Origin of the sequence: Streptomyces sediminimaris (assembly GCF_047049295.1) — a bacterium.
In the GTDB taxonomy this organism is placed as follows: Bacteria; Actinomycetota; Actinomycetes; order Streptomycetales; family Streptomycetaceae; genus Streptomyces; species Streptomyces sediminimaris.
The window spans coordinates 6,979,199-7,002,141 of record NZ_JBJWOT010000001.1 but is presented as its reverse complement, the minus strand read 5'-3'; the positions used below and the strand labels follow the sequence as shown (position 1 = coordinate 7,002,141).

The following is a 22,943-nucleotide window of genomic DNA, read 5'->3' as shown; positions in this document are numbered from 1 at the left end:
GGCTCAGCCCTTCTTCTTGTCCAGGGCGCGCCGCAGCTCGTCCTTGTTCATGTTCGAGCGGCCTTCGACGCCCCGCTGCCTCGCCTCGTTGTAGAGCTGGTCCCGGGTGGGGCCGTGCGAGCCGACCCGGTTGCCCGACCGCTGGCCGCCGCGCTTGCTGGACGACATGTCCTGCTTGGAGCTGCGGCTGGCGGTCCTGGACTCGCCGGAGCGGGCACGTTCCTTGTTCACGGTCCGCGAGGCGATCTCCTTGGCGCGCCCCGCGCTCTCCCCCCGGTCCTGTGCGCTCTTCTTGATGTGCTCGTACTGACGTTCGCGCTTCGGGCTGGAACCGGCCGGCATGATCGCTCCCTTCCTGCGTCGTCTTTGCGGCAGGGAACGAGTACCCGCTTTCCGGCTCCCTACCTCAGCGTTCCAGCCGGGCCACCCGGCCCTGCTCGCCCGCCGCCCAGCAGGTCGGACCGGGTGCGCAGTCGACGGTGTCGTACGAGCCGGTGTCGACGGTCCGCCAGGTGCGGCCGCCGTCGGCGGTCAGGTCGGTGCCGGTGGGACCGACCGCGAGGGCGGTGGTGCGGCTGTGCGGGAGCCAGGCGACGCCGGAGCGGTAGGCGGGCGGCGGCGCCGCGGACGGCCGCCAGGTGCGGCCGGCGTCCGCGGTGCGCGCGGCGGCCCGCGGCGAGGACCGGCCGGGGCGGTAGTCGCCGCCCACGGCGAGGCCGTGGGTGCGGTCGCGGAAGGCGAGGGCGAAGACGCCCTCGGCCGGGTCGCCCGCCGGGAGCGGGGTGTCGGCGGCGGCCCAGGTGCGTCCTCGGTCGCGGGAGTGCAGCACGCGCGCGTGTGCACCGCCTCCGGTGGCCAGCCAGACGTCCGACGGGCCGGAGGCGACCAGGCACTGGCCGCTCGCCGCGAAGCCCGCCTCCCCGTCCAGGGCGGCCGGCATGCCGTCGGCGGGCAGCACCGTCCAGGAACGGCCGCCGTCGGCGGTCGACAGGATGCGGAACCTGCCGTCCACCGGGTCGCTCACCGCGAGACCGTGGCGGTGGTCGAAGAAGGTCAGGCAGTCGTAGAAGGCCCTGGCATCGGAGTTGCGGAAGGACTCGGTCCAGGTCGCGCCGCCGTCGTCGGTGCGGTAGACGCGGGACGCCTCGCCCTCGCCGATGGCCAGCACCACGGCCCGCCGCGCGTCGAAGGCCTCGACGTCCCGGAACTGCAGCCCGCCGGCGCCCGGTGGTGAGACGTCGCGCCAGCTCGACCCCCCGTCGGTGGTGCGCAGCACGGTGCCCCCGGTTCCCGCCACCCAGGCGGTGTCCCGGCCCACGGCCGACAGCCCCCGGAAGCGCACGCCGCTCGCGCCGGTGTCCTTCGGCTCCCAGTGCGGTGCCCGGTGCCGCTGCGCGGGTGCCTGTGCCGGTGCCTGTGGTTGTGCCTCTGCCTGTGGCTGTGCCTCTGCCTGTGCCTGCGCCGGTACGGCGGTCAGCGCGGCCAGCGCCGCCGAACACACCACCCCCGCGGCCACCGTCCGGAACGTACGTCTCATCCGTCGCGAGCTCCCCGAGCGCCTCATGGCGGGCGAAGCTAGCCCAGGGTACGGACACCGTCCAGAGCGCCGCCGGAGACACACGGGCCCCGGCGGTGCGCCCAACGTGGACCTCGTCACTCCTGTGAATGAACGCGGTGACGGAGGTCACTCGGAATGGGGGTGCACGGATTGGCTGATTCCGGCGTCTCTAGCAGTGCCCGGCCCGCACGGCACCAGAGCACGGTCCGATCCGCCCCGCAGTCCGTGCGTCCATCCGTCCGTCCAGCCGTCACCGAGGGAGCAAGGCGTTGTCCACCGTCATCGAGCAGCCCGTGGAGGCCCGCCTCGTGGCCGCCGCGCCACGAATGCCCAGCATCCCGGCGACGCTGCACTACGACCGCCGCGATCCGTTCGCCGTCCGCATGACCTTCCCCGCCCCGGCCACCCTGGAGGGCGTGGACGTCTGCTGGACGTTCTCCCGTGACCTCCTCACGGACGGCCTGGAGGAGCCCGCCGGGGACGGTGACGTCCGGGTGCGCCCCTACGGCTACGACCGCACCGTACTGGAGTTCCACGCGCCCGAGGGCACCGCCGTCGTGCACGTCCACTCGGACGCGATCCACGGCTTCCTCGCCGCCACCAACGCCTTGGTGCCCGTCGGCATGGAGCACCTCCAGCTGGACCTGGACCACGACCTCGCGGAACTGATGCGCGACGCGGCCTAGACCTGGCCTAGATGTTCTGTCCACGGAGGTTGTGGACGGTGACAGGGCTCACGGCTGAGGGACCCCGGCGGGTACGTCCCCCGCGGCCCCGCCTCCTCGCGGGCCGCCCGCCCCCCGCGCCCACGCGGCCGCACGCTCCCCCGTCGGCCGCCCCGCCCCCACCGGCCGCCCCTGCCGGGTACACCACACGGCTGCCGCGATCACCCTGACCCGCGGGACCACGCCTCTGAGGGCGTCACCCGTCGCCGCGTCAGCCCCACCGCGGGCCTGCCCGCCCGTCAACGAGCCACACACCCCACGCCCACCGACGAGGCACACCCCACGCCCGGCGGCGACTCCCCGCGCCGCGCCGGACCCAGGCCACCGTGCGACCTGTCCGCGCGGTCGACTGGCCGCGCGGTCGCCTGTCCGCGCAGTCGACTGGCCGCGCGATCGCCTGGCCGCGCAGTCGACTGGCCGCACGGTCGCCTGGCCGCGCAGTCGACTGGCCGCGCAGTCGACTGGCCGCACGGTCGCCCGGCCGCACGGTCGCCCGGCCGCTCGGTCGCCCGGCCGCTCGGTCGCCCGGCCGCTCGGTCGCCCGGCCGCGCCGAGCGTGACCGCTCGGCGGCCCCCGCTGACGTCACGGCGCCGGCGTCAGGGCCGTGCACAGTTCGCCGAGGACTCCGCTCACCCCGCTGCGCTCGACGAGTTCCCCGACGCGCTCCTGGAACCGCTCGCGATCGCCGTCCGGGCCCAGGCCGGGCACCCCGGCGGCGGCCGCGAGGGCCGCCGCCGCGGCCTCCCGCCCGGAGACCTCCCCGCTCCCGGCCAGGGCTCCGCGCGCCTCCTGCCGCAGCACGCCCACGGCGTCCGCGCGCTCCAGTACGTGCTCCACGCTCGGGAAGACACCGAGAACCCGCTTCTTCTCCGCGCGCAGCCACCCGCCGGCGGTCAGCTGCTCCCGCACCGCGTCCGCCGTCACGCGCGCGTGCAGGCCCACCCAGCCCCGCCACCGGTGCGGCAGGGACTCGCGGACCAGCTCCAGCAGGCCGTCGAGGACCGGGTCCCCGGTGAGGGTGTCGAGGTCGGCCGGGGTCGCGATGCCGTCCTCGTCGGTGAGCAGGCCGCGGCGGACCAGCTCGGTCAGGGCGCCGGCCCGCACCAGACGCGCGGTCACCGACTCGGTCCCGGTGGGATCCCAGGCGAGCAGGCAGAGCCGGGCCGGGAGCGTGAGCGAACCGTGGGGCACGAGGTCTCCTTGGTGCGGCGACGGGATTCACGGTAGGTCGTAAACGCGTTGACAGCCTTCGCGGCGCCCTCCTACGGTGTGCAGCGGTTCTGTTGCCGTCGATCGGAGAAGGACGTTGCTCCTCTGAGGTCCTGAGACACCGCGTGACACACCACAGGTGTGTGCGCCGCGTGCGACCTCGGCTGTCGAGCCGTCCCGACGGAGCAGGGCTTTCTCGTGCCCCGGGCCGTTCCCTGAGGCTTCCTGCCCCGGGTCCCCCTCTCCGGCCGTGGGTTGCGCGGTGTCTCGATACGCGTTTGCCCCTGACCGCATCGAGCAACCGCGAGGCACGCATGTCAGCTTCCATCACGTGTACGTCCCTCTCCTTCGCCTGGCCCGACGGCACGTCCGTCTTCGAGGGCCTCGACGTCTCCTTCGGCGCCGGCCGGACCGGGCTCGTCGGGGTCAACGGCTCCGGCAAGTCGACCCTGCTGAAACTGATCGCCGGTGAACTCGCCCCGGCGGACGGCCTCGTCCGCGTCGCGGGCGAGATCGGCCACCTGCCGCAGAACGTCACGCTCGACACCCACCTGCGCGTCGACGAGGCCCTCGGCATCGCCGCACAGCGGGCCGCGCTGCACGCCATCGAGGCGGGCGACGCGTCCGAGGAGCACTTCGAGACGGTCGGTGACGACTGGGACGTGGAGGAACGGGCCCTCGCCACCCTCGGCGAACTCGGGCTCGACCACATCGGGCTGGACCGCACCATCGGCGAGGTCTCGGGCGGTGAGTCGGTGCTGCTGCGGCTGGCGGCCCTGCTGCTCGGCCGCCCGGACGTCCTGCTCCTGGACGAACCGACCAACAACCTCGACCTGTACGCGCGCAGACGGCTGTACGCGGCCGTGTCCGCCTGGCCGGGGGTGATGGTCGTGGTCAGCCACGACCGCGAACTGCTGGAACTCGTCGACCAGATCGCCGATCTGCGGTCGGGGGAGGTCACCTGGTACGGCGGCAACTTCTCCGCCTACGAGGAGGCCCTCGCCACCGAGCAGGAGGCGGCCGAACGCATGATGCGGGTCGCCGAGGCCGACTACCGCAAACAGAAGCGGGAGCTGGTCGACGCCCAGGTCAAGCTGGCCCGCCGCAGGCGCTACGGACAGAAGATGTGGGACCAGAAGCGCGAACCGAAGATCGTCATGGGGGCGCGCAAGCGCGCGGCGCAGGAGTCCGCGGGCAAGCACCGCATCCTGCACGAGGAACGGCTCACCGAGGCCAGGGAACGGCTCGACGAGGCGGCGGACGCCGTACGGGAGGACGACGAGATCCGCGTGGACCTGCCGTTCACGGCCGTACCGCCGGGCCGTGAGGTGCTCACCCTGCGGGAGCTGGAGCTGGCCCACGGCACGCGCGTGGCCGGCGGGCTGGACGTCCGCGGTCCCGAGCGGATCGCGCTGACCGGCCGCAACGGCGCGGGCAAGACCACGCTGCTGCGGACGATCGCCGGTGAGCTCGCGCCGGTCGCCGGCGAGGCCCACGCGCACGTGCCGCTCCGTTTCCTGCCGCAGCGGCTCGACGTGCTCGACGGCGAGCTGTCCGTCGCCGAGAACGTGGCCCGGTTCGCGCCGGGCGCCACCAACAACCGGATCCGGGCGCGCCTGGCCCGCTTCCTGTTCCGCGGCGCCCGCGCCGACCAGAAGGCGGCGACGCTGTCCGGCGGCGAGCGCTTCAGGGCCGCCCTGGCCGCCCTGATGCTGGCCGAGCCGGCCCCGCAGCTGCTGCTGCTCGACGAGCCGACGAACAACCTCGACATGGCGAGCGTCCGGCAGCTGACATCGGCGCTGGAGTCGTACGAGGGAGCACTGATCGTGGCCAGTCACGACCTGCCGTTCCTGGAGTCGCTCGGGATCACCCGGTGGCTGCTGCTGGACGGCGAGTTGCGGGAGACCGCGCCGCGGGAGGCCGGATGACGCGTTCCGGGAGCGCGTCTCAGGAGGGGCACATCCTGGCAACGGGGGTTTTGCCCGCACACATCCGGGCTGCATGATGGCGGACCGGGCCCCTCACCAAGGGGCCCGGTCCACAGTCCCGCCGTTACGGAGTCCCGTCGTGCCCAGCAAGAAGGCCCTCGTCCGCCGCCCCAGCCCGCGTCTCGCCGAAGGTCTGGTCACGCACATCGAGCGGGAGAAGGTCGACGCCGACCTCGCGGTGGAGCAGTGGGAGGCCTACGTGCAGGCGCTGCAGGCGCACGGCTGGCAGACCGTCGAGGTCGACCCGGAGGACGACTGCCCCGACTCGGTGTTCGTGGAGGACACCGTCGTCATGTTCCGGAACGTCGCGCTGATCGCCCGGCCCGGCGCCGACTCCCGGCGGGAGGAGACGACCGGGGTCGAGGAGGCGGTGGCCCGCCTGGGCTGCTCGGTGAACTGGATCTGGGAGCCGGGCACCCTGGACGGCGGCGACGTGCTGAAGATCGACGACACCCTCTACGTCGGCCGGGGCGGGCGCACCAACGCGGCGGGCGTCCAGCAGCTGCGGGCCGTCTTCGAGCCGCTGGGGGCACGGGTCGTCGCCGTCCCCGTGAGCAAGGCCCTGCACCTGAAGTCGGCGGTCACCGCGCTGCCCGACGGAACCGTCATCGGGCACATCCCCAACGTGGACCGGCCGTCGCTGTTCCCGCGCTTCTTGTCGGTGCCCGAGGACAGCGGCGCCCACGTGGTGCTGCTGGGCGGCGAGAAGCTGCTGATGGCGGCGAGCGCCCCGAAGTCCGCCGAACTGCTCGCCGATCTCGGCTTCGAGCCCGTCCTGGTGGACATCAGCGAGTTCGAGAAACTCGAAGGCTGTGTGACATGCCTCTCGGTCCGCCTGCGGGACCTGTACGCCTGACGAGTGACGCGCCCACCCTCACGGCGCCCGGACCTGCGGGTCCCCGGGCTTTTTGACATGACCTCGGAAGCCTTGGGCAGCCCGCCTGATCAGGGATCTTTACAGCACCCTTAACCTACGGCTTCGTAACCTACGGTTTCGTAGCCTACGATCCCGTAGGTTCCGGCACCGCTCGCCGGTCCGACCCTGTTGTCGCGTCCCCCTGGAGTTCCCGTGACGATCACTTCCCCGCACCTCGGCAGTCCCGCCGTCTGGACCGACGCCCGGCTGTTGTACGCCCTGGAGGAAGTGGTCGAGAGGGAACTCGACCGGCACCTGAAGGTCGCCAAGGACTGGATGCCGCACGAGTACGTGCCGTGGTCGGACGCCCGCAACTTCCCCGGTCTCTTCGAGGACGGCGAGGCCTGGGGCAAGGAGCAGTCCAAGGTCACGGACATCGGCCGCACCGCGCTCGTGGTGAACCTGCTGACGGAGGACAACCTCCCCAGCTATCACCACGAGATCGCCTCGCTCTTCGGCCGCGACGGCGCCTGGGGCACCTGGGTGCACCGCTGGACCGCAGAGGAGGGCCGGCACGGCATCGTGATGCGCGACTACCTGCTCGCCTCGCGCGCGGTGGACCCGGACCAGCTCGAACAGTTCCGGATGGCCCACATGAGCGAGGGCTTCGAGTCGGACAACCGCCACTCGATGCTGCACTCGATCGCCTACGTCGCCTTCCAGGAGCTCGCGACCCGCATCTCGCACCGCAACACCGGCCACCAGTCGGGGGACCCGGTCTGCGACCGGATGCTGGCGCGCATCGCGACCGACGAGAACCTGCACATGGTCTTCTACCGCAACCTTCTGAAGTCCGCCTTCGAGCTCGCCCCCGACCTCACCATGCAGGCGGTCCGCGACGTCGTGGTCGACTTCCGCATGCCCGGTCACGGCATCCCCGGCTTCGAGCGCGCGGCGGCCCAGATGGCCATCGGCGAGGTCTACAACCTCCGCATCCACCACGACGACGTCCTCCAGCCGGTCCTCCGCTTCCTGAAGGTCATGGAGATCGACGGCCTCGGCCCCGAGGGCCGCCAGGCGCAGGAGGAACTCGGCCTCTACATGGGCGGCCTCGACGCGGAGGCCCTGAAGTTCGACGAGAAGCTCGCCGCGCGCAAGGCACGGATGGCGGCCCGGGCCGGGGCCTGAGCGCACCGGGTCCGCGGTGCCGGTGCGGGCGGGGCGCCGCCCGCCCGCACACACACGCGCGGACGGCGCCGGCGGAACGGACGCGGCCGGTCTCCTCACCGCCGTCCCGGACCCCCACCGCGACACGGGCGCGTGACCGCGACACGAGTCCCCACCGCGCCCCAGGTCCCCCAGGGCGCCCCAAATCCCCGCCACGCCCCGGGCCCGCGCCGTTCACCGGTTCTCGCGCCGCCTGAGCTCCAGCCGCTCCTTCTCCGACAGGCCGCCCCAGACACCGAAGCGCTCGTCGTTGCGCAGGGCGTACTCGAGGCAGCGGGGCCGCGTCTCGCACAGGCCGCAGATACGCTTGGCCTCACGCACCGAACTGCCCGGCTCGGGGAAGAAGAAGTCGGCCCCGGTCTGCGCGCACAGCGCCTCGGCCTGCCAGGCGAGGTCCGTCGGGGTCATGTCGATGTGCATGACCAGAGCGTGCCGGGCGGCGAAAAACATCCGATCAACGTCCGCTCAACGCCTCCGGCCGAGGCCGCCGGGCCCCTCCGATGGTGCCGTGCCCGCACCTGGCGGCGCACGGCGGCGCGCGGGACGCGTCCGGTCCGTGCGGCACTCCGGCAGCGGTTGTCGGTGGCGGGTGCAAGACTCGGCAGTGCAGCCAACGGGACCCTTCCGAGGAGGGCGATGATGCTCACCACCCGTTTCGTCAACGGCGCTCCGAACTGGCTCGACGTCGGCACCTCCGACATCGACGGCGCCATCACCTTCTACGGCGGCCTCTTCGGCTGGGAGTTCCGGTCGGCGGGACCGGACGCCGGCGGTTACGGCTTCTTCCAGCTGGACGGCGAGACCGTGGCCGGCGGCATGCAGACCACGCCCGAGCAGGGCCCGCCCTCCTGGACCGTCTACTTCCAGAGTCCCGACGCCGAGGCCACCGCGAAGGCGGCGGAGCGGGCGCACGGCAAGGTGCTCGTGCCGCCCATGGACGTGATGGGCAAGGGCCACATGGCGGTCCTCGGCGACAAGGCGGGTGTGCCGTTCGGCATCTGGCAGCCGGGCCTGACCAAGGGCGTCGACAAGGCCAACGAGACCGGTGCCCTGTGCTGGGTCGAGCTCTACACCCTCGACATGGCCCAGGCCGCCTGGTTCTACCACGAGACCCTCGGCCTGGAGACCTCCGCGGTGCCCTTCCCCGGCGGCACGTACACCTGCGTCAACCCCGCCGGTGCCGGGGAGGACGCCATGTTCGGCGGCATCGTCGACCTCGCCGACGACCCCACCGAGGAGAGCGCCTACTGGCTGCCGTACTTCGAGGTCGCCGACACGGACGCCGCGGTCGCCCTGGCTCGGGAGCTGGGCGGCGGCGTCCGCGCCCCCGCCACCGACATCGAGGGTGTGGGCCGCGTCGCCAAGCTCTCCGACCCCTACGGCGCCCGCTTCGCCGTGATCAAGAGCGCCCCACCGCAGAGTTGAGGGGTCCGGCAGTGCCCCCAGGGGGCGGCGGCCGCACGACCGTCCACAACCTCCCCGGACAGAACGCCTAGGCCGAGGCGCGCCGTACCAGCGTGGTGGGCAGCACCACGCTGGACGGTGCGTCCGCCCGGCCCTCGCCCTCCGCCCGTTGCCCGAGCCGGCGCAGCAGCAGCCGGGCCATCAAGCGCCCCATCCCCTCGATGTCCTGACGGACCGTCGTCAGCGGCGGATCGCTCTGCTCGGCCACCGGCACCATGTCGTCGAACCCGATGACGGCCACGTCCTCGGGCACCCGCCGACCGTGCTCGCGCAGCACGCGCAGGGCGCCGGCGGCGGTGAGGTCGTTGGCGGCGAACACGGCGTCCAGATCGGGCCGGTGCTCCAGGAGCCGGCGCATCGCCCGCTCCCCGCCCGCGTGGGTGAAGTCGCTCTCGACGATCAGCCGCGGGTCGGCGTCGGACCGGGCGTCCCGGAAGCCGTCGAGCCGGTCCGCCGCCGAGGTCTGGTCGAGCGGCCCGGTGATGTGCGCGATCCGCGTGCGCCCGAGGCCGACCAGGTGCCGGACCGCCTCGCACGCCCCGGCGCGGTTGTCGCAGTCGACGTACACCACGTCGCCGCGGCCGTCGCTCCAGCCCGGCCGCCCGCCGAACACGGTCGGCACACCGGCGTGCTGGATCAGTCCGGGCAGCGGGTCGTCGAGGTGCAGGGAGAAGACGAGCGCGCCGTCGACATGGCCTCCCGCGAGGTAGCGGCCGACCCGGACATGGTCGTCGCGCCCCTCGGTGAGCAGCAGCACGAGCTGGTTGTCGTGGGCGGTCAGCTCCTTGCTGATGCCGCGCAGCTGCAGGGCGAAGAAGGGGTCGGCGAAGACCCGGGTCTCCGGTTCGGCGATGACGACGGCGACGGCGTCGTGGCGCCGCGTCACCAGGCTGCGGGCCGCCTGGTTCGGCACGTACCCGAGTTCCTCCACGGCCTGCCGCACTCGCTCGACGAGGCGTTCGCGCACCCCGTCGCCACCGTTCACCACCCGGGAGACGGTCGCCCGGGACACTCCGGCCCGGGCGGCCACGGCCTCCAGCGTGGGCCGCGGCGCTGTGTCGGTCACTTCGAAGCTCCTCATCGGCGGGTGCCGATCAGGATAACTCCGGGCGGGCGGGGAGGTCAGAGCGCTCACACGGCCGCCACGGACGGTCCGGTCCCCTCCGGCACGGGCACGGGGTCGTGCGGTGCCGCGGGGCCCGCGCGCGGCAGCGCGGCGGACATGATTCCTCCCACCGGGGCGCCCGGATCACGGAGTCGTCGGTTCTGCGGGCGGCGGCGTCGCCGCGCTCCGGGCGGGGGGCGCCTTCTTCGCCCGGCTCGGCTGCACCCGCCTGGGCTCCCCGGGCATCTTGGGGTACTCCGGCGGGTAGGGCAGATCACCCAGCCCGTGGTCGTGCTCGTCCCGGCGGGCGAGTTCGAGCAGGGCCTCCAGCGAGAAGCGGTGGTCGTCCATGTCCGCGTGCACGTCGCCGAGTTCGGCGAAGCGCGCCGGCATGGTCGCGAGGTCGAAGTCCCGCGGGTGGGCGACGCCGACCTCCTCCCAGCGCAGCGGCGCGGAGACGGGGGCGTGCGGGCGGGGGCGTACGGAATAGGCGGAGGCGATGGTGCGGTCACGCGCCGTCTGGTTGTAGTCGACGAAGATGCGCTCCCCCCGCTCCTCCTTCCACCACTTGGTGGTCACCCGCTCGGGCATCCGCCGCTCCAGCTCCCTGCCGGCCGCGATGGCGGCACGCCGGACCTGGGTGAAGCTCCAGCGCGGCTCGATCGGCACGTAGACGTGCAGGCCGCGGCCGCCCGAGGTCTTGGGGAAGCCGCGCAGGCCGCCGAACTCGTCGAGCACGGCGCGCAGTTCGTGGGCGGCGCGGACGGCGTCGTCGTAGTCGGTGCCGGGCTGCGGGTCGAGGTCGACGCGCAGTTCGTCGGGACGGTCCACGTCGTCGCGGCGCACCGGCCAGGGGTGGAAGGTGAGCGTGCCGTACTGGGCGGCCCACAGCACGGCCGCCTCCTCGGTGGGGCACATCTCGTCGGCGCTGCGGCCGCTGGGGAAGGTGATGTGGGCGGTCGGGATCCAGTCGGGCATGCTCTTGGGCGCCCGCTTCTGGAAGAAGGACTCGCCGGTCACCCCTTCCGGGTAGCGCTCGAGGGTGGTGGGCCGGTCGCGCAGGGCGCGCAGGATGCCGGGGCCGACCGCGATGTAGTAGCGGGCGAGGTCCAGCTTGGTGAAGCCGCGCTCGGGAAAGAAGACCTTGTCCGGACTGGACAGCCGGACCGTGCGGCCGCCCGCCTGAAGTTCCACCGCTGCACCCATGCGGCCACGGTAGGCGCCCCCCATGAACCTCGCATACCGGGCGAGACATGACGTATGCGAGCAGAATCGGGGCCATGGATCTTCCGGTGATGCCGCCCGTGAAACCGATGCTCGCCAAGCCGGTGGCGAGCATCCCCCCGGGCATGCAGTACGAGGCGAAGTGGGACGGCTTCCGGGCGATCGTGTTCCGCGACGGTGACCAGCTGGAACTCGGCAGCCGGACCGGCAAGACCCTGACCAGGTACTTCCCGGAACTGGTGGCCGCGCTGAAGGAGCGGGTGCCCGAGCGGTGCGTTGTGGACGGGGAGATCGTGATCGCCCGGGAGGGACGGCTCGACTTCGACGCGCTCACCGAGCGCATCCACCCCGCCGACTCCCGGGTGCGGACGCTCGCCGAGCGGACTCCGGCGTCCTTCGTCGCCTTCGACCTGCTGGCCCTGGCCGACGAGTCCCTGCTGGAGGCGGCGCTCACCGACCGGCGGGCGCTGCTGGAGCGGGCGCTGCGGGGCGTCACCGCTCCCGTCCACCTGGCGCCGGCGACGACCGACATCGACGTCGCGCGGGACTGGTTCGCGCGGTACGAGGGCGCCGGCCTCGACGGTGTCGTCGCCAAGCCGCTCACCCTGCGCTACCACCCGGACCAGCGCGCCATGTTCAAGATCAAGCACGAGCGCACGGCCGACGTCGTGGTCGCGGGCTACCGCTTCCACAAGAGCGGCCCCGTCGTCGGCTCCCTGCTGCTCGGCCTCTACGACGACCGGGGCCGCCTCCAGCACGTCGGCGTGTCCGCCGCCTTCGCCATGAAGCGGCGCGCGGAGCTCGTCGAGGAGCTGGAGCCGCTGCGGATGGAGGACACCGCGGACCACCCCTGGGCGGCCTGGGCCGACGAGGCGGCGCACGAGTCGGCCCGGCTGCCCGGCGCGCCGAGCCGCTGGTCGGGCAGGAAGGACCTGTCCTGGGTGCCGCTGCGGCCGGAACGGGTGGCCGAGGTGGCCTACGACCACATGGAGAACGGCGCGCGCTTCCGGCACACGGCCCGCTTCCGCCGCTGGCGCCCGGACCGGACCCCGGAGAGCTGCACCTACGCGCAGCTGGAGGAGCCGGTGCGCTACGACCTGGACGAGATCCTGCGCTCCCCCGGCTGACCGCTCAGGACCGGCGGCCCGCTCAGGGTGTCATCAGCACCTTCACCGCGCCGTCCCGCTTGTGCTGGAACATCTCGTACGCGCGCGGCGCCTCCGACAGCGGCAGCCGGTGGGTGGCGAAGTCGTCGACGCCGAGCGGGTCCTCGTCCGTCAGGTAGGGGATGATCTCGTCGCTCCAGCGGCGGACGTTGGCCTGCCCCATGCGCATCTGGATCTGCTTGTCGAAGAGCGTGAGCAGCGGGAGCGGGTCGGCCGTGCCGCCGTAGACGCCGACGAGCGAGAGGGTGCCGCCCCGGCGCACCAGCTCGATCGCCGTGTGGAGGGCGGCCAGCCGGTCGATGCTGAAGCGTTCGGCGAACGGTCCGCTGATCCTGCGGGGCAGCAGCGCCGAAGCCTGCTGGGCCAGCCGGGCGGCCGCGCTGCCGTGGGCCTCGGTGCCCACCGCGTCGATCACCGCGTCGGGACCGCGGCCGTCGGTCTGGTCGCGGATCGCGGCGACGAGTTCCTTCTCGCTGTCGAAGCTCCTGAGGTCGTACGTCTCCACGCCCCGGGCGCGGACCCGGCGCAGCCGGTCGCTCACCAGGTCGACGCCGAACACCTTCCCGGCGCCGCGCGCCAGGGCGACCCGGCAGGCCATGTCCCCGATCGGCCCGAGGCCCAGCACGGCGACGCTGCCGCCCTGGGGGACGCCGGCGTACTCCACCGCCTGCCAGGCGGTGGGCAGCACGTCGGAGAGATAGACGAAGCGGTCGTCCGGCGGCCCCTCGGGCACCTTGATCGGGCCGAACTGGGCCTGCGGCACGCGCAGGTACTCGGCCTGCGCGCCCGGCACCGCGCCGTAGAGCCGGGTGTAGCCGAACAGCGCGGCGCCCATGCCCTCACTCGACACCTGGGTGGTCTCGCACTGCGTGGGCAGCCCCGTCAGGCACATCCAGCAGTTGCCGCAGGCGATCTGGAACGGCACCACGACCCGGTCGCCCACCGCGAGGTCCGGCACCCCGGGGCCGACCTCCTCGACGATGCCCATCGGCTCGTGTCCGAGGATGTCGCCCGGCGTCATGAACGGCGTGAGCACCTCGTACAGATGCAGATCGGAGCCGCACAGCCCCGTCGACGTGATGCGGATGACGGCGTCGGTCGGCTCCTGGATCCTCGGATCGGGCATGTCCTCGACCCGTACGTCCCGCTTCCCCTGCCAGGTCACAGCCTTCATCGCGTGGCGCTCCCTCCGTCGTTCCGGTATGTCCGGTCCTGCGGTCCGGCCCGGGTACCCGGGCCTGCGCCTCCCGAAGCAGCTTCGGGGGCCAATGGGCGTATTCGACGCGCGCGACCAGAACGAAGCGGGTATGGCCACCAATGAACATATAAGCGCACAATCATTCACACGGGATGTGGTGGCCATGGTGAGCACGAGACGGAAAAGACGCCTGCGACGCGCCTCGACGACGGTGACCCTGCTCGCCGTCGCGGTGACGGCCGCGCTGACGGCGAGTTGCACGGCAGGGCACGGACCGGCCGACGACGGACGCGGGCGGCCGAGGTCGCCGGCCCCGCAGCACAGCGCCGTCCGCCCCGTACTCGCCGTGAAGATCGACAACGCGCCCGCGGCGCGGCCCCAGACCGGGCTCGACGCCGCCGACATCGTCTACGCCGAACAGGTCGAGGGCGGGCTGAGCCGCCTGATGGCCGTGTACGCGACCAGGCTGCCACCGGTGGTGGGGCCGGTGCGCAGCGCCCGCGAGTCGGACCTGGAACTGCTGCGCCAGTTCCACGACCCGACGCTCGCCTTCTCCGGCGCCCAGCACAAGCTGCTGCCCCTCATCGACCGCGCACCGCTGAACCCGCAGCCGCCCACGAAGGCCACCGGCGCCTACTTCCGCGGCACCGCGAAGCCCGCGCCCCACAACCTCTACCTGCGCCCCGGCCGCCTGATGCGGTCCGCTCCGGGCCCGCGCGCCCTCACCACCGGCTTCCGCTACGGCCCCGCACCCGCCGGCGGCAGGGCGGAGACGACGCGCACGATCCGCTACCCGGCCGCCGGTTTCACCTTCACCTGGTCCCCGCGCCTGCACCGCTATCTGGTGGCGATGGACGGCACGCCCACCGTGACGACCGGCGGGAAGCGGGTCGCCCCGGCGACAGTCGTCGTCCAGTACGTGAAGATGCGCAGGTCCGCATTCCACGACTTCCTCGGCAACAACACGCCGTACAGCGAGACGGTGGGCTCGGGGCGGGCCAGCGTCCTGCGCGACGGGCGCGTCTACGACGTCGGCTGGCGGCGCGCCACGGCCACGGACGGCACCACCTTCACGACCAGGGACGGCAAACCCGTCGATTTCGCCGAGGGCCAGGTCTGGGTGGTGCTCGCCCGGGCCTCCTGACGGGGGCCGGACCTGACCGGCTCAGCCGCGCGCCACGAGGGGTTCCACCGGGTTGCGGAGCCCCTCGGCCGCGTCGGCGACCCGCCGGATGAGATCGAAGAACACCGCCTGCTCGTCGCTGGACAGCGGCGCCAGGAACACCTGGCTCATCCGCGCCGTGCGCACGGTCAGCTTGCGGTGGGTGCGCAGCCCCTCGTCGGTCGGGCGCAGCAGGAAGCGGCGGCCGTCCTGCGGATCGCGCACCTTGTCCACCAGCCCGCGCCTGCCGAGCCGGCTGACGACCTCGGCGATCGTGGACCGGTCGAGCCCCACCCGCTCCCCCACCGTGCGCTGGTCGAGGCCCGGCTCGGCGACGAGCGTGTTGAGGACCGCGAACTGCGGCGAGGTGATCTCCTCCGAGACCATCGTGTTCCACAGCAGGTAGTGGGCCTGCTGCAGCCGCCGGGCCAGGTGCCCGGGGTGGGTGGTGAGGTCCACCGCGGCCATGTGCGCTCCCGAGGGTCGAAATCGTTGGTGCACTGACGATACCGGCAGACGGCTCAGGCTGTCCGCATCACCGTTCCCTGGATTGACCTCGAATTTCGTGGAGGCCTTGACGACCAGCGGCGGCGATGGCAGCGTGAAGGAAACTTCACCGAAATAGTCAGTGCCCTGATTAATCGATGGCCGGGTACATGGACGGGATGGGGCTTCACCGATGGACAAGGTGGTCGCCACGGCCGCTGATGCGGTGGCGGATGTGCCGGAGGGCGCGTCGCTGGCGGTGGGCGGGTTCGGGTTGAGCGGGGTGCCGAACGTGCTGATCCAGGCCCTGTTCGAGCGGGGTGTCTGCGGGCTGCGCGTGGTCTCCAACAACTGCGGGGCGATGGAGACGGGTCTGGCGGTGCTGCTGGCGGCCGGCCGGATCGCGCGGGTGACGGGGAGCTACATCGGGGCGAACAAGGAGTTCGCGCGGCAGTACCTCGCGGGCGAGCTGGAGGTGGAGCTGATCCCGCAGGGCACGCTGGCGGAGCGGCTGCGGGCCGGCGGCGCGGGCATTCCCGCCTTCTACACCCCGGCGGGCGTGGGCACCCAGGTGGCCGAGGGCGGGCTGCCGTGGCGCTACGACGGCGAGGGCGGCGTGGCGCTGGCCTCGCCGCCGAAGGAGGTCCGCGAGTTCGACGGCACCGAGTACGTCCTGGAGCGGGGCATCCGCACGGACTTCGCGCTCGTCCGGGCCGCCCGGGGCGACCGGCACGGGAACCTGGTGTTCAACAAGTCCACCCGGAACTTCAACCCGCTCGCCGCCATGGCGGGCAAGGTCACCGTCGCGGAGGTGGAGGAGCTGGTGGAGCCGGGTGGGATCGACCCGGACGCGGTGCACCTGCCGGGGATCTTCGTGCAGCGGGTGGTCGCGCTGAGCGCGGAGCAGGCAGGGGCGAAGAAGATCGAGCGGCGGACGGTGAGCGGCTGATGGCCTGGAGCCGTGAGGAGATGGCCGCGCGGGCCGCGCGGGAGCTGGAGGACGGCCAGTACGTGAACCTCGGCATCGGGTTGCCGACGCTGATCCCCAACCATCTGCCGGCCGGGGTGGAGGTGGTCCTGGAGTCGGAGAACGGCATCCTGGGCACCGGCCCGTACCCGGCCGAGGACGCCGTCGACCCGGACCTGATCAACGCCGGGAAGGAGACGGTCACCGTCCTGCCCGGGGCGTCCTTCTTCGACTCGGCGCTGTCGTTCGCGATGATCCGGGGCGGGCACATCGACGTGGCCGTCCTGGGCGCCATGCAGGTCTCGGCCGGCGGCGACCTGGCGAACTGGGCCGTTCCCGGCAAGCTCGTCACCGGGATCGGCGGCGCGATGGACCTGGTGCACGGGGCACGCCGGGTGATCGTGGTGATGACCCACCGCGCCAAGGACGGCAGCCCGAAGATCCTGCAGGAGTGCGCGCTGCCGCTGACCGGCAAGGGGTGCGTCAACCGCGTCATCACCGACCTCGCCGTGATCGACGTGACGCCCGGCGCACTGGTGCTGACCGAGCTCGCCCCGGGAGTGAGTGTCGAGGACGTGGTCGCCGCGACCGGCGCCGAGCTGACTGTCGCAAAGGAGCTGCTGTGAACACGGTCTACCTCGTCGACGCCGTGCGTACCCCGTTCGGCCGGTACAACGGCGCCCTGGCGGCGGTGCGCCCGGACGACCTGGCCGCCCACGTCATCCGCGAACTCCTCGCCCGCACCCCCGCACTGGACCCGGCCCGCATCGAGGACGTCTACTTCGGCAACGCCAACGGCGCGGGCGAGGAGAACCGCAACGTCGGCCGCATGGCCGCCCTGCTGGCCGGACTGCCGACCTCGGTGCCCGGCGTCACGGTCAACCGGCTGTGCGCCTCCGGCCTGGAGGCGGTCATCCAGGCGGCCCGGGCCATCGCGGCCGGCGACGCCCACATCGCCGTGGCCGGCGGCGTGGAGTCGATGACCCGCGCCCCCTACGTGCTGCCCAAATCGGACCGGCCCTTCCCCGCCGCGCACACCGAGCTGTACTCCACCACGCTGGGCTGGCGCATGGTCAACCCGAGGATGGACCCGCAGTGGACCGTCCCCCTCGGCGAATCGGCCGAGCTGATCGCCGAGAAGCACAAGATCAGCCGCGAGCAGCAGGACGAATTCGCCCTCGCCTCCCACCGGAAGGCCGCGGCCGCCCGGCAACAGGGCCTGTTCGAAGCCGAGTCGGCGCCCGTCCCGGTCCCGCAGCGCAAGGGCGATCCGGTCTTCTTCGCCGAGGACGAGTGCGTCCGCCCGGACGCCTCGCTCGCCGCGATGGCCCGGCTGAAGCCGTCCTTCCGCACGGAGAACGGCACGGTCACGGCGGGCAACGCCTCGCCGCTCAACGACGGCGCGGCGGCCCTGCTGCTCACCGACGAGGAGGGTCTGAAGGCAGTGGGCCGCGAGCCGCTCGCCCGGATCGGGGCGAGCGGCGTCCACGCCGTCGACCCGCACTACTTCGGCCTGGCTCCCGTCGAGGCGGTCAACCGGGCCCTCGCCAAGGCGGGCCGGAGCTTCGACGACCTGTCGGTGCTGGAGCTGAACGAGGCCTTCGCCGCGCAGGTGCTGGGCTGTGTGGCCGAGTGGCCGGAGTTCGACCCGGCGGTCCTCAACCCCCAGGGCGGGGCGATCGCGCTGGGGCATCCGCTGGGTGCCTCGGGCGCCCGGCTCGCCGGCACCGTCGCCCACCAGCTCGCCCGCCACGGCTCCGGCACCGGCGTCGCCACCCTGTGCATCGGCGTCGGGCAGGGCCTCGCCCTCGTCCTCGAACGCTGAGCACACCCGGGAAGCCGGAGGAATCCCCATGACTCTCACACAGCACGACATCGACCAGGAGATCGCGGCCGCACACGCCGCGTACGAGAAGCGGGTCGCCGACGGCGCCCCCGTCGAGCACCACCCGCGCCGCGACTACCCGCCGTACCGCTCCTCGGTCCTGCGCCACCCCCGGCAGCCGCTCGTCGCGATCGACGTCGGCAAGGACCCGGAGCTGGTGGAGCTGCACTCCCCCGCCTTCGGCGAGCGTGACATCACCGAGGTCGACAACGACCTGACCCGGCACCACCGGGGCGAGCCGATCGGCGAGCGGATCACGGTCTCCGGGCGGCTGCTGGACCGGGACGGACGTCCGGTCCGCGGCCAGCTCATCGAGATCTGGCAGGCCAACTCGGCCGGGCGGTACGCCCATCAGCGCGAGCAGCACGACGCACCGCTGGACCCGAACTTCACCGGGGTCGGCCGCACGATCACCGACGCCGACGGCGGCTACCGCTTCACCACCGTCCAGCCGGGCCCGTACCCCTGGCGCAACCACCTCAACGCCTGGCGTCCGGCCCACATCCACTTCTCGATGTTCGGCTCGGCCTTCACGCAGCGGCTGGTGACGCAGATGTACTTCCCCGCCGACCCGCTGTTCCCCTACGACCCGATCATCCAGTCCGTCACCGACGACGCGGCGCGGCAGCGGCTGGTGGCGACGTACGACCACAGCCTGTCCGTGCCGGAGTTCTCGATGGGCTACCACTGGGACATCGTGCTGGACGGTCCGCACGCCACCTGGCTCGAAGAAGGACGCTGAGCTGCCATGACGAAGATCGACACCAGTCGGCCCGAGACCGTGCTGCCCACGCCCTCGCACACGGTGGGCCCCTTCTACGGGTACGCGCTGCCGTTCCCGGGCGGCGGTGACATCGCGCCCCTCGGGCACCCGGACACCCTCACACTCCGGGGACACGTGTACGACGGCGAGGGCCGGCCGGTGCCGGACGCCTTCCTGGAACTGTGGGGCGCCGACCCCGACGGCAACGTGCCGACCACCGACGGATCGATCCGGCGCGATCCCGCGAGCGGCGGCTACCTGGGCCGCAACGGCGTGGAGTTCACCGGCTGGGGACGCGTCCAGACCGACGCCGGCGGTCACTGGTACGCGCGGACCCTGCGGCCCGGCGCGCGCGGGCGCAGCGCTCCGTATCTCAGCGTGTGCGTCTTCGCGCGCGGCCTGCTGACGCACCTGTTCACCCGGATCTACCTGCCGGGCGACGAGGCGGCGCTCGCCGCCGACCCGCTGCTGTCCCGGCTGGACGGGGCGCGCCGGGAGACGCTGGTCGCGAAGGACGACGGCCGGGGCACCTACCGTTTCGACATCCGCCTTCAGGGCGAAGGCGAAACGGTCTTCCTGGAGTTCCAGTGACATCTGCCGGTCCTTCCGACGCTCCTGACGACACCGGTCTGCTCGCGCCCGGGTGGGCAGGCTCCCCCGCCGCGTCGGCCACCGCCGACACGGCGTATCTGCAAGCCCTGCTGGACGCGGAGGCCGCCCTCACCCGCGCCCAGGCGGCCCTGGAGCTCGCCCCGGCCGGAGCCGCTGCCGCCGTGACCGAGGCGGCCCGCGCCGGCCACTTCGACGTCCGGTCCCTCGCCCGGCGGGCGCGAGGCGGCGGCAACCCGGTCATCCCCCTCGTCGCCGACCTGACGAAGGCGGTCGGCGAGGAGTACGGGCCCTGTGTGCACCGGGGCGCGACCAGCCAGGACATCATGGACACGGCGACGATGCTGGTCGCCGTGCGCACCCTGGACCCGGTCCTCGCCGACCTCGGGCGCACCGAGCGCGCGCTGGCCCGGCTGGCCGCCGCACACCGCGACAGCGTGCTGCCGGGCCGCACGCTCACCCAGCACGCCGTGCCGACGACGTTCGGGCTGAAGGCGGCCGGCTGGCGCTCGCTCGTCCTCGACGCCCGGGACCGGATCACGGCCGTACGGGACAGCCTTCCGGCCCAACTCGGCGGGGCCGCCGGCACGGCGGCGGCGTTCACCGCCTACGGCGCCCGGGACCCGCGGGCCCTGACCGCGGCCTTCGCCCGCGAACTCGGCCTGCGCGCGCCGCTGCTGCCCTGGCACACCCTGCGCACGCCGATCGCCGACCTCGCCGGCTGCCTGGCCTTCACGGCCGGCGCGCTGGGCAAGGTGGCCGCGGACGTCCTGGTGCTCGGCCGCACCGAGATCGCCGAGGTCGCCGAGGGCAGCGGCGGCGGGTCCTCGGCCATGCCGCACAAGGCCAACCCGGTACGCTCCACGCTGATCGCGGCGGCGGCCCGCCGGGCCCCGCTGCTCGCGGCCACGCTGTACGGCGCGCAGGCCGCCGAGGACGAGCGCCCGGCCGGTGCCTGGCACGCCGAGTGGGAGGCGCTACGGGACCTGCTGCGGCTGGTCGGCGGCGCGGCCCGGGACGCCGCCGAGCTCGCCGAGGGGCTGCGGGTGGACACCGGCGCGATGCGCGAACACCTCGCCCTCACCCACGGGTTGATCGTCTCGGAGCGGCTGTCCGCCGAGCTGGCTCCGGTACTGGGCCGCGCCCGCGCCAGGGAGCTGCTCACCCAGCTGGCCGGACGCATCTGCGCCGAGGGCCGCTCCCTGCGGGAACTCCTGGCCGAGCGGCCGGAGTTGAGCGACCTCGACCTGGACGAACTGACCGATCCCGCCCGCTACACGGGCTCCGCCGGAGTCCTCACCGACCGCGCACTGGAGCGACGTTGACCGACGAACTCCTCAACCACCGGGCCGAGGGGCCCGCTTCCGCTCCCCCGCTGCTGCTCGGGCCCTCGCTGGGCACGTCGTACGCCCTGTGGGACGCGGTGGCGCCCGAGTTGTCCCTGACCCATCGGGTGGTGCGCTGGGACCTGCCCGGACACGGCGGGTCGGCCCCCGGGCTGATCGGGCCCGGCGCCACCGTCGGCGACCTGGCCCGCCTGGTGCTCACGCTCGCCGACTCCCTCGGCATCGACCGGTTCGCCCACGCCGGTGTGTCGCTGGGCGGAGCCGTCGGCCTGCATCTCGCCCTGCACCACCCGGACCGGGTGACGTCGCTGGCCGTGATCTGCTCGTCGGCGCACTTCAACGGGGCGCGGCCGTGGCAGGAACGGGCCGGGCGCGTACGGCGCGAGGGCCTGGACTTCCTCGTGGAGAGCGCCGACGCGCGCTGGTTCGGCCCCGGCTTCACCGTGCCGCGGCTGGTGCGCGACCAGGCGGAGTGCGACCCCGACGCCTACGCCGCGTGCTGTGACGCGCTGGCCGCCTACGACCTGCGCGGCCGGCTCACGGAGATCTCCGTGCCCACGCTGCTGATCGCCGGCCGCGAGGACCGGGCCACGCCGCCGCCGCACCTCAGGGAGATCGCGGACGCCGTCGCCGGCTCCACCCTCGTCGAACTCCCGGGGGCCGCGCACCTGGCTCCGGCGCAGTGCCCGGAGGCCGTACTGACGACCCTGCGGGCCCACCTCGGCGGCGGCGCCAGGCGCGGGATGGCGGTCCGCCGCGAGGTGCTCGGCGACCCCCACGTGGACCGCGCGCAGGCCCGCCAGACGCCCTTCACCGCCCGCTTCCAGGACTTCATCTCGCGCTACGCCTGGGGCGAGATCTGGACCGATCCGACGCTCTCGCGCCGCGAGCGCAGCATGATCACGCTGACCGCGCTGGTCGCGCACGGCCACTACGACGAGCTCGCCATGCACGTGCGCGCGGCCCGGCGCAACGGGCTCACCCCCGAGGAGATCGGCGCGGTACTGCTGCAGACGGCCGTGTACTGCGGTGTCCCGGCGGCGAACTCGGCGTTCGCGGCGGCCCAGCGGGTCCTGGCGGAGGAGGACGGCCAGGGAGGGTGACCCTGGTGGTCGTAGCCCCAGCAGCATCTCGCACATGGCTGCACCGCGTGCCTACGGTGGAGCCATGTCCACCATCCTGATCACCGGCGCCACCTCGGGTCTCGGCCGCTACGTCGCCTTCGAGCTGGTCCGCGCCGGGCACCTCGTCCTCGCGCACGGCCGCGATCCCGGCCGGACGGAGCGGCTGGTCGCGGAGCTGCGCACGGAGGGGGACGCGGAGGGGTTCGTCGCCGACCTGGCCTCACTGTCACAGGTGCGCGAGCTGGGCGCGCGCGTCGCCGCCGCGCACCCCGGCCTGGACGTACTGATCAACAACGCGGGTGTGGGGGCGGGCGCCCCCGGCGCGGCTCGCGAGCTGAGCGCCGACGGCCACGAACTGCGCCTGGCGGTCAACTACTTGGCGCCGGTCGTGCTCACCCGCGCCCTCCTGCCGGTGCTGCGTGCGAACGCGCCCGCCCGCGTCGTCAACGTCGGCTCGGCCGGCCAGGACCCCCTCGACTTCGACGACATCGAGTTCCGCCGCGCCCACGACGGCTTCGCGGCCTACCGCCGCGCCAAGTTCGCCCTGGCGGCCCACACGTTCGCCCTGGCCGAGGAGCTGGCGGACACGGGAGTCGCCGTGAACGTCCTGCACCCGGCGACCTTCATGGACACGGCGATGGTCCGCGAAGGCGGCGTCACCCCCTGGAACACGGTGGCCGACGGCGCGCCGGGCGTCCTGGCCCTGGCGACCGGGGACCACGGGACGGGCGGCTACTTCGACGGCACGGACCGCGCGCGTGCGCACGAGGCGACGTACGACCGCGAGCTGCGGAAGCGCCTGTCGGCGGTGACGGACCAGCTGCTCGCGCTGTAGCGGCTTCCGGGACGCGGGCCCGGGCGGTCGACGTACGGCCGTCCC

At 73.3% G+C, this 22,943-nt stretch carries 23 protein-coding genes; 15 read left to right on the top strand and 8 right to left on the bottom strand.

Features of this window, described 5'->3' with window-relative positions; translation table 11 throughout:
- Positions 1–3 precede the first annotated feature (3 nt).
- Together ACJ9NR_RS32045 and ACJ9NR_RS32040 are read right to left on the bottom strand one after the other, a co-directional pair.
- The gene (locus tag ACJ9NR_RS32045) at positions 4–342 is read right to left on the bottom strand and encodes a plasmid stabilization protein (RefSeq protein WP_412491202.1); all 339 of its coding nucleotides are present in this window, start codon (positions 340–342) and stop codon (positions 4–6) included.
- 64 nt (positions 343–406) lie between these two features.
- Positions 407–1,537: a WD40/YVTN/BNR-like repeat-containing protein gene (locus tag ACJ9NR_RS32040; protein WP_412491203.1), complete on the bottom strand. Its 1,131-nt coding sequence runs from the start codon at positions 1,535–1,537 to the stop codon at positions 407–409.
- A gap of 290 nt (positions 1,538–1,827) precedes the next feature.
- On the opposite strand from ACJ9NR_RS32040, the gene ssgD reads away from it, so the two are divergent.
- A complete protein-coding gene (gene ssgD, locus ACJ9NR_RS32035) occupies positions 1,828–2,244 on the top strand; it encodes a spore wall synthesis regulator SsgD (protein WP_412491205.1) in 417 nt (138 codons plus the stop codon).
- A 622-nt stretch (positions 2,245–2,866) separates the two neighbouring features.
- Here ssgD and ACJ9NR_RS32030 read toward each other — a convergent pair.
- Positions 2,867–3,475: a GOLPH3/VPS74 family protein gene (locus ACJ9NR_RS32030; protein WP_412491207.1), complete on the bottom strand. Its 609-nt coding sequence runs from the start codon at positions 3,473–3,475 to the stop codon at positions 2,867–2,869.
- 332 nt (positions 3,476–3,807) lie between these two features.
- Here ACJ9NR_RS32030 and ACJ9NR_RS32025 point away from each other — a divergent pair, with 332 nt between their 5' ends.
- The 3 genes from ACJ9NR_RS32025 to ACJ9NR_RS32015 all read left to right on the top strand — a co-directional run bounded on the left by ACJ9NR_RS32025 (position 3,808) and on the right by ACJ9NR_RS32015 (position 7,525).
- A complete protein-coding gene (locus tag ACJ9NR_RS32025; RefSeq protein WP_412491209.1) occupies positions 3,808–5,421 on the top strand; it encodes an ABC-F family ATP-binding cassette domain-containing protein in 1,614 nt (537 codons plus the stop codon).
- Between the two features lie 139 nt (positions 5,422–5,560).
- A complete protein-coding gene (ddaH, locus tag ACJ9NR_RS32020) occupies positions 5,561–6,337 on the top strand; it encodes a dimethylargininase (protein WP_412491211.1) in 777 nt (258 codons plus the stop codon).
- Between the two features lie 213 nt (positions 6,338–6,550).
- The gene (locus tag ACJ9NR_RS32015; protein WP_412491212.1) at positions 6,551–7,525 is read left to right on the top strand and encodes an acyl-ACP desaturase; all 975 of its coding nucleotides are present in this window, start codon (positions 6,551–6,553) and stop codon (positions 7,523–7,525) included.
- 213 nt (positions 7,526–7,738) lie between these two features.
- Here the strand turns inward: ACJ9NR_RS32015 and ACJ9NR_RS32010 are convergent, their stop codons facing one another.
- Complete coding sequence (locus ACJ9NR_RS32010; protein ID WP_412491213.1) at positions 7,739–7,984, bottom strand: WhiB family transcriptional regulator; 246 nt, start codon at positions 7,982–7,984, stop codon at positions 7,739–7,741.
- A gap of 219 nt (positions 7,985–8,203) precedes the next feature.
- On the opposite strand from ACJ9NR_RS32010, the gene ACJ9NR_RS32005 reads away from it, so the two are divergent.
- The gene (locus ACJ9NR_RS32005; protein ID WP_412491860.1) at positions 8,204–8,989 is read left to right on the top strand and encodes a VOC family protein; all 786 of its coding nucleotides are present in this window, start codon (positions 8,204–8,206) and stop codon (positions 8,987–8,989) included.
- 67 nt (positions 8,990–9,056) lie between these two features.
- Here ACJ9NR_RS32005 and ACJ9NR_RS32000 read toward each other — a convergent pair whose 3' ends face one another.
- Positions 9,057–10,094, bottom strand: a complete 1,038-nt coding sequence (locus ACJ9NR_RS32000) for a LacI family DNA-binding transcriptional regulator (RefSeq protein WP_412491214.1) — start codon at positions 10,092–10,094, stop codon at positions 9,057–9,059.
- Positions 10,095–10,277: 183 nt separating this feature from the next.
- The gene (ligD, locus tag ACJ9NR_RS31995; RefSeq protein WP_412491216.1) at positions 10,278–11,339 is read right to left on the bottom strand and encodes a non-homologous end-joining DNA ligase; all 1,062 of its coding nucleotides are present in this window, start codon (positions 11,337–11,339) and stop codon (positions 10,278–10,280) included.
- 74 nt (positions 11,340–11,413) lie between these two features.
- Between ligD and ACJ9NR_RS31990 the strand changes: the two genes are divergently transcribed.
- Entirely contained in the window at positions 11,414–12,484 is a 1,071-nt protein-coding gene (locus ACJ9NR_RS31990; protein WP_412491217.1) for an ATP-dependent DNA ligase, read from the top strand.
- 22 nt (positions 12,485–12,506) lie between these two features.
- On the opposite strand, the gene ACJ9NR_RS31985 is transcribed toward ACJ9NR_RS31990, so the two are convergent.
- A complete protein-coding gene (locus ACJ9NR_RS31985; RefSeq protein ID WP_412491219.1) occupies positions 12,507–13,697 on the bottom strand; it encodes a zinc-dependent alcohol dehydrogenase in 1,191 nt (396 codons plus the stop codon).
- A gap of 187 nt (positions 13,698–13,884) precedes the next feature.
- Between ACJ9NR_RS31985 and ACJ9NR_RS31980 the strand changes: the two genes are divergently transcribed.
- Positions 13,885–14,865, top strand: a complete 981-nt coding sequence (locus tag ACJ9NR_RS31980; RefSeq protein WP_412491220.1) for a DUF3048 domain-containing protein — start codon at positions 13,885–13,887, stop codon at positions 14,863–14,865.
- Between the two features lie 21 nt (positions 14,866–14,886).
- Here ACJ9NR_RS31980 and ACJ9NR_RS31975 read toward each other — a convergent pair whose 3' ends face one another.
- Positions 14,887–15,351 (bottom strand): MarR family winged helix-turn-helix transcriptional regulator, encoded by a 465-nt coding sequence (locus tag ACJ9NR_RS31975; protein ID WP_412491221.1) that lies wholly within the window; start codon positions 15,349–15,351, stop codon positions 14,887–14,889.
- A gap of 211 nt (positions 15,352–15,562) precedes the next feature.
- On the opposite strand from ACJ9NR_RS31975, the gene ACJ9NR_RS31970 reads away from it, so the two are divergent.
- From ACJ9NR_RS31970 to ACJ9NR_RS31935, 8 genes are all read left to right on the top strand, one after another.
- Positions 15,563–16,318, top strand: coding sequence for a CoA transferase subunit A (locus ACJ9NR_RS31970; RefSeq protein WP_412491223.1), 756 nt, complete (start codon positions 15,563–15,565; stop codon positions 16,316–16,318).
- A complete protein-coding gene (locus ACJ9NR_RS31965; protein ID WP_412491224.1) occupies positions 16,318–16,962 on the top strand; it encodes a CoA transferase subunit B in 645 nt (214 codons plus the stop codon). Before ACJ9NR_RS31970 ends, ACJ9NR_RS31965 begins: the two co-directional genes overlap by 1 nt.
- Entirely contained in the window at positions 16,959–18,161 is a 1,203-nt protein-coding gene (locus ACJ9NR_RS31960) for a thiolase family protein (RefSeq protein WP_412491225.1), read from the top strand. Before ACJ9NR_RS31965 ends, ACJ9NR_RS31960 begins: the two co-directional genes overlap by 4 nt.
- A 28-nt stretch (positions 18,162–18,189) precedes the next feature.
- Positions 18,190–18,963: a protocatechuate 3,4-dioxygenase subunit beta gene (gene pcaH / locus ACJ9NR_RS31955; RefSeq protein ID WP_412491226.1), complete on the top strand. Its 774-nt coding sequence runs from the start codon at positions 18,190–18,192 to the stop codon at positions 18,961–18,963.
- A 6-nt stretch (positions 18,964–18,969) separates the two neighbouring features.
- Positions 18,970–19,575: a protocatechuate 3,4-dioxygenase subunit alpha gene (gene pcaG, locus ACJ9NR_RS31950; protein WP_412491227.1), complete on the top strand. Its 606-nt coding sequence runs from the start codon at positions 18,970–18,972 to the stop codon at positions 19,573–19,575.
- The gene (pcaB, locus tag ACJ9NR_RS31945) at positions 19,572–20,918 is read left to right on the top strand and encodes a 3-carboxy-cis,cis-muconate cycloisomerase (protein ID WP_412491228.1); all 1,347 of its coding nucleotides are present in this window, start codon (positions 19,572–19,574) and stop codon (positions 20,916–20,918) included. Before pcaG ends, pcaB begins: the two co-directional genes overlap by 4 nt.
- Entirely contained in the window at positions 20,915–22,042 is a 1,128-nt protein-coding gene (pcaDC, locus tag ACJ9NR_RS31940) for a bifunctional 3-oxoadipate enol-lactonase/4-carboxymuconolactone decarboxylase PcaDC (protein ID WP_412491229.1), read from the top strand. Before pcaB ends, pcaDC begins: the two co-directional genes overlap by 4 nt.
- Before the next feature lie 64 nt (positions 22,043–22,106).
- Positions 22,107–22,898 carry an SDR family NAD(P)-dependent oxidoreductase gene (locus ACJ9NR_RS31935; protein WP_412491230.1) on the top strand — a complete coding sequence of 264 codons (792 nt, stop codon included), beginning with the start codon at positions 22,107–22,109 and terminating at the stop codon, positions 22,896–22,898.
- Positions 22,899–22,943: the final 45 nt, after the last annotated feature.

What these genes read in the sequence shown, in the direction of transcription:
- ACJ9NR_RS31980 (WP_412491220.1), top strand. Translation starts at nt 13,885, where the DNA reads ATGGTGAGCACGAGACGGAAAAGACGCCTGCGACGCGCCTCGACGACG.
- ACJ9NR_RS31965 (WP_412491224.1), top strand. Translation starts at nt 16,318, where the DNA reads ATGGCCTGGAGCCGTGAGGAGATGGCCGCGCGGGCCGCGCGGGAGCTG.
- pcaH (WP_412491226.1), top strand. Translation starts at nt 18,190, where the DNA reads ATGACTCTCACACAGCACGACATCGACCAGGAGATCGCGGCCGCACAC.
- ligD (WP_412491216.1), bottom strand. Translation starts at nt 11,339, where the DNA reads ATGGGTGCAGCGGTGGAACTTCAGGCGGGCGGCCGCACGGTCCGGCTG.
- ACJ9NR_RS32010 (WP_412491213.1), bottom strand. Translation starts at nt 7,984, where the DNA reads ATGCACATCGACATGACCCCGACGGACCTCGCCTGGCAGGCCGAGGCG.
- ACJ9NR_RS32045 (WP_412491202.1), bottom strand. Translation starts at nt 342, where the DNA reads ATGCCGGCCGGTTCCAGCCCGAAGCGCGAACGTCAGTACGAGCACATC.
- pcaG (WP_412491227.1), top strand. Translation starts at nt 18,970, where the DNA reads ATGACGAAGATCGACACCAGTCGGCCCGAGACCGTGCTGCCCACGCCC.
- ACJ9NR_RS31975 (WP_412491221.1), bottom strand. Translation starts at nt 15,351, where the DNA reads ATGGCCGCGGTGGACCTCACCACCCACCCCGGGCACCTGGCCCGGCGG.
- ACJ9NR_RS31990 (WP_412491217.1), top strand. Translation starts at nt 11,414, where the DNA reads ATGGATCTTCCGGTGATGCCGCCCGTGAAACCGATGCTCGCCAAGCCG.
- ACJ9NR_RS31985 (WP_412491219.1), bottom strand. Translation starts at nt 13,697, where the DNA reads ATGAAGGCTGTGACCTGGCAGGGGAAGCGGGACGTACGGGTCGAGGAC.
- ACJ9NR_RS32040 (WP_412491203.1), bottom strand. Translation starts at nt 1,537, where the DNA reads ATGAGACGTACGTTCCGGACGGTGGCCGCGGGGGTGGTGTGTTCGGCG.
- ACJ9NR_RS32005 (WP_412491860.1), top strand. Translation starts at nt 8,204, where the DNA reads ATGCTCACCACCCGTTTCGTCAACGGCGCTCCGAACTGGCTCGACGTC.
- ACJ9NR_RS31970 (WP_412491223.1), top strand. Translation starts at nt 15,563, where the DNA reads ATGGACAAGGTGGTCGCCACGGCCGCTGATGCGGTGGCGGATGTGCCG.
- ACJ9NR_RS31935 (WP_412491230.1), top strand. Translation starts at nt 22,107, where the DNA reads ATGTCCACCATCCTGATCACCGGCGCCACCTCGGGTCTCGGCCGCTAC.
- ACJ9NR_RS32025 (WP_412491209.1), top strand. Translation starts at nt 3,808, where the DNA reads ATGTCAGCTTCCATCACGTGTACGTCCCTCTCCTTCGCCTGGCCCGAC.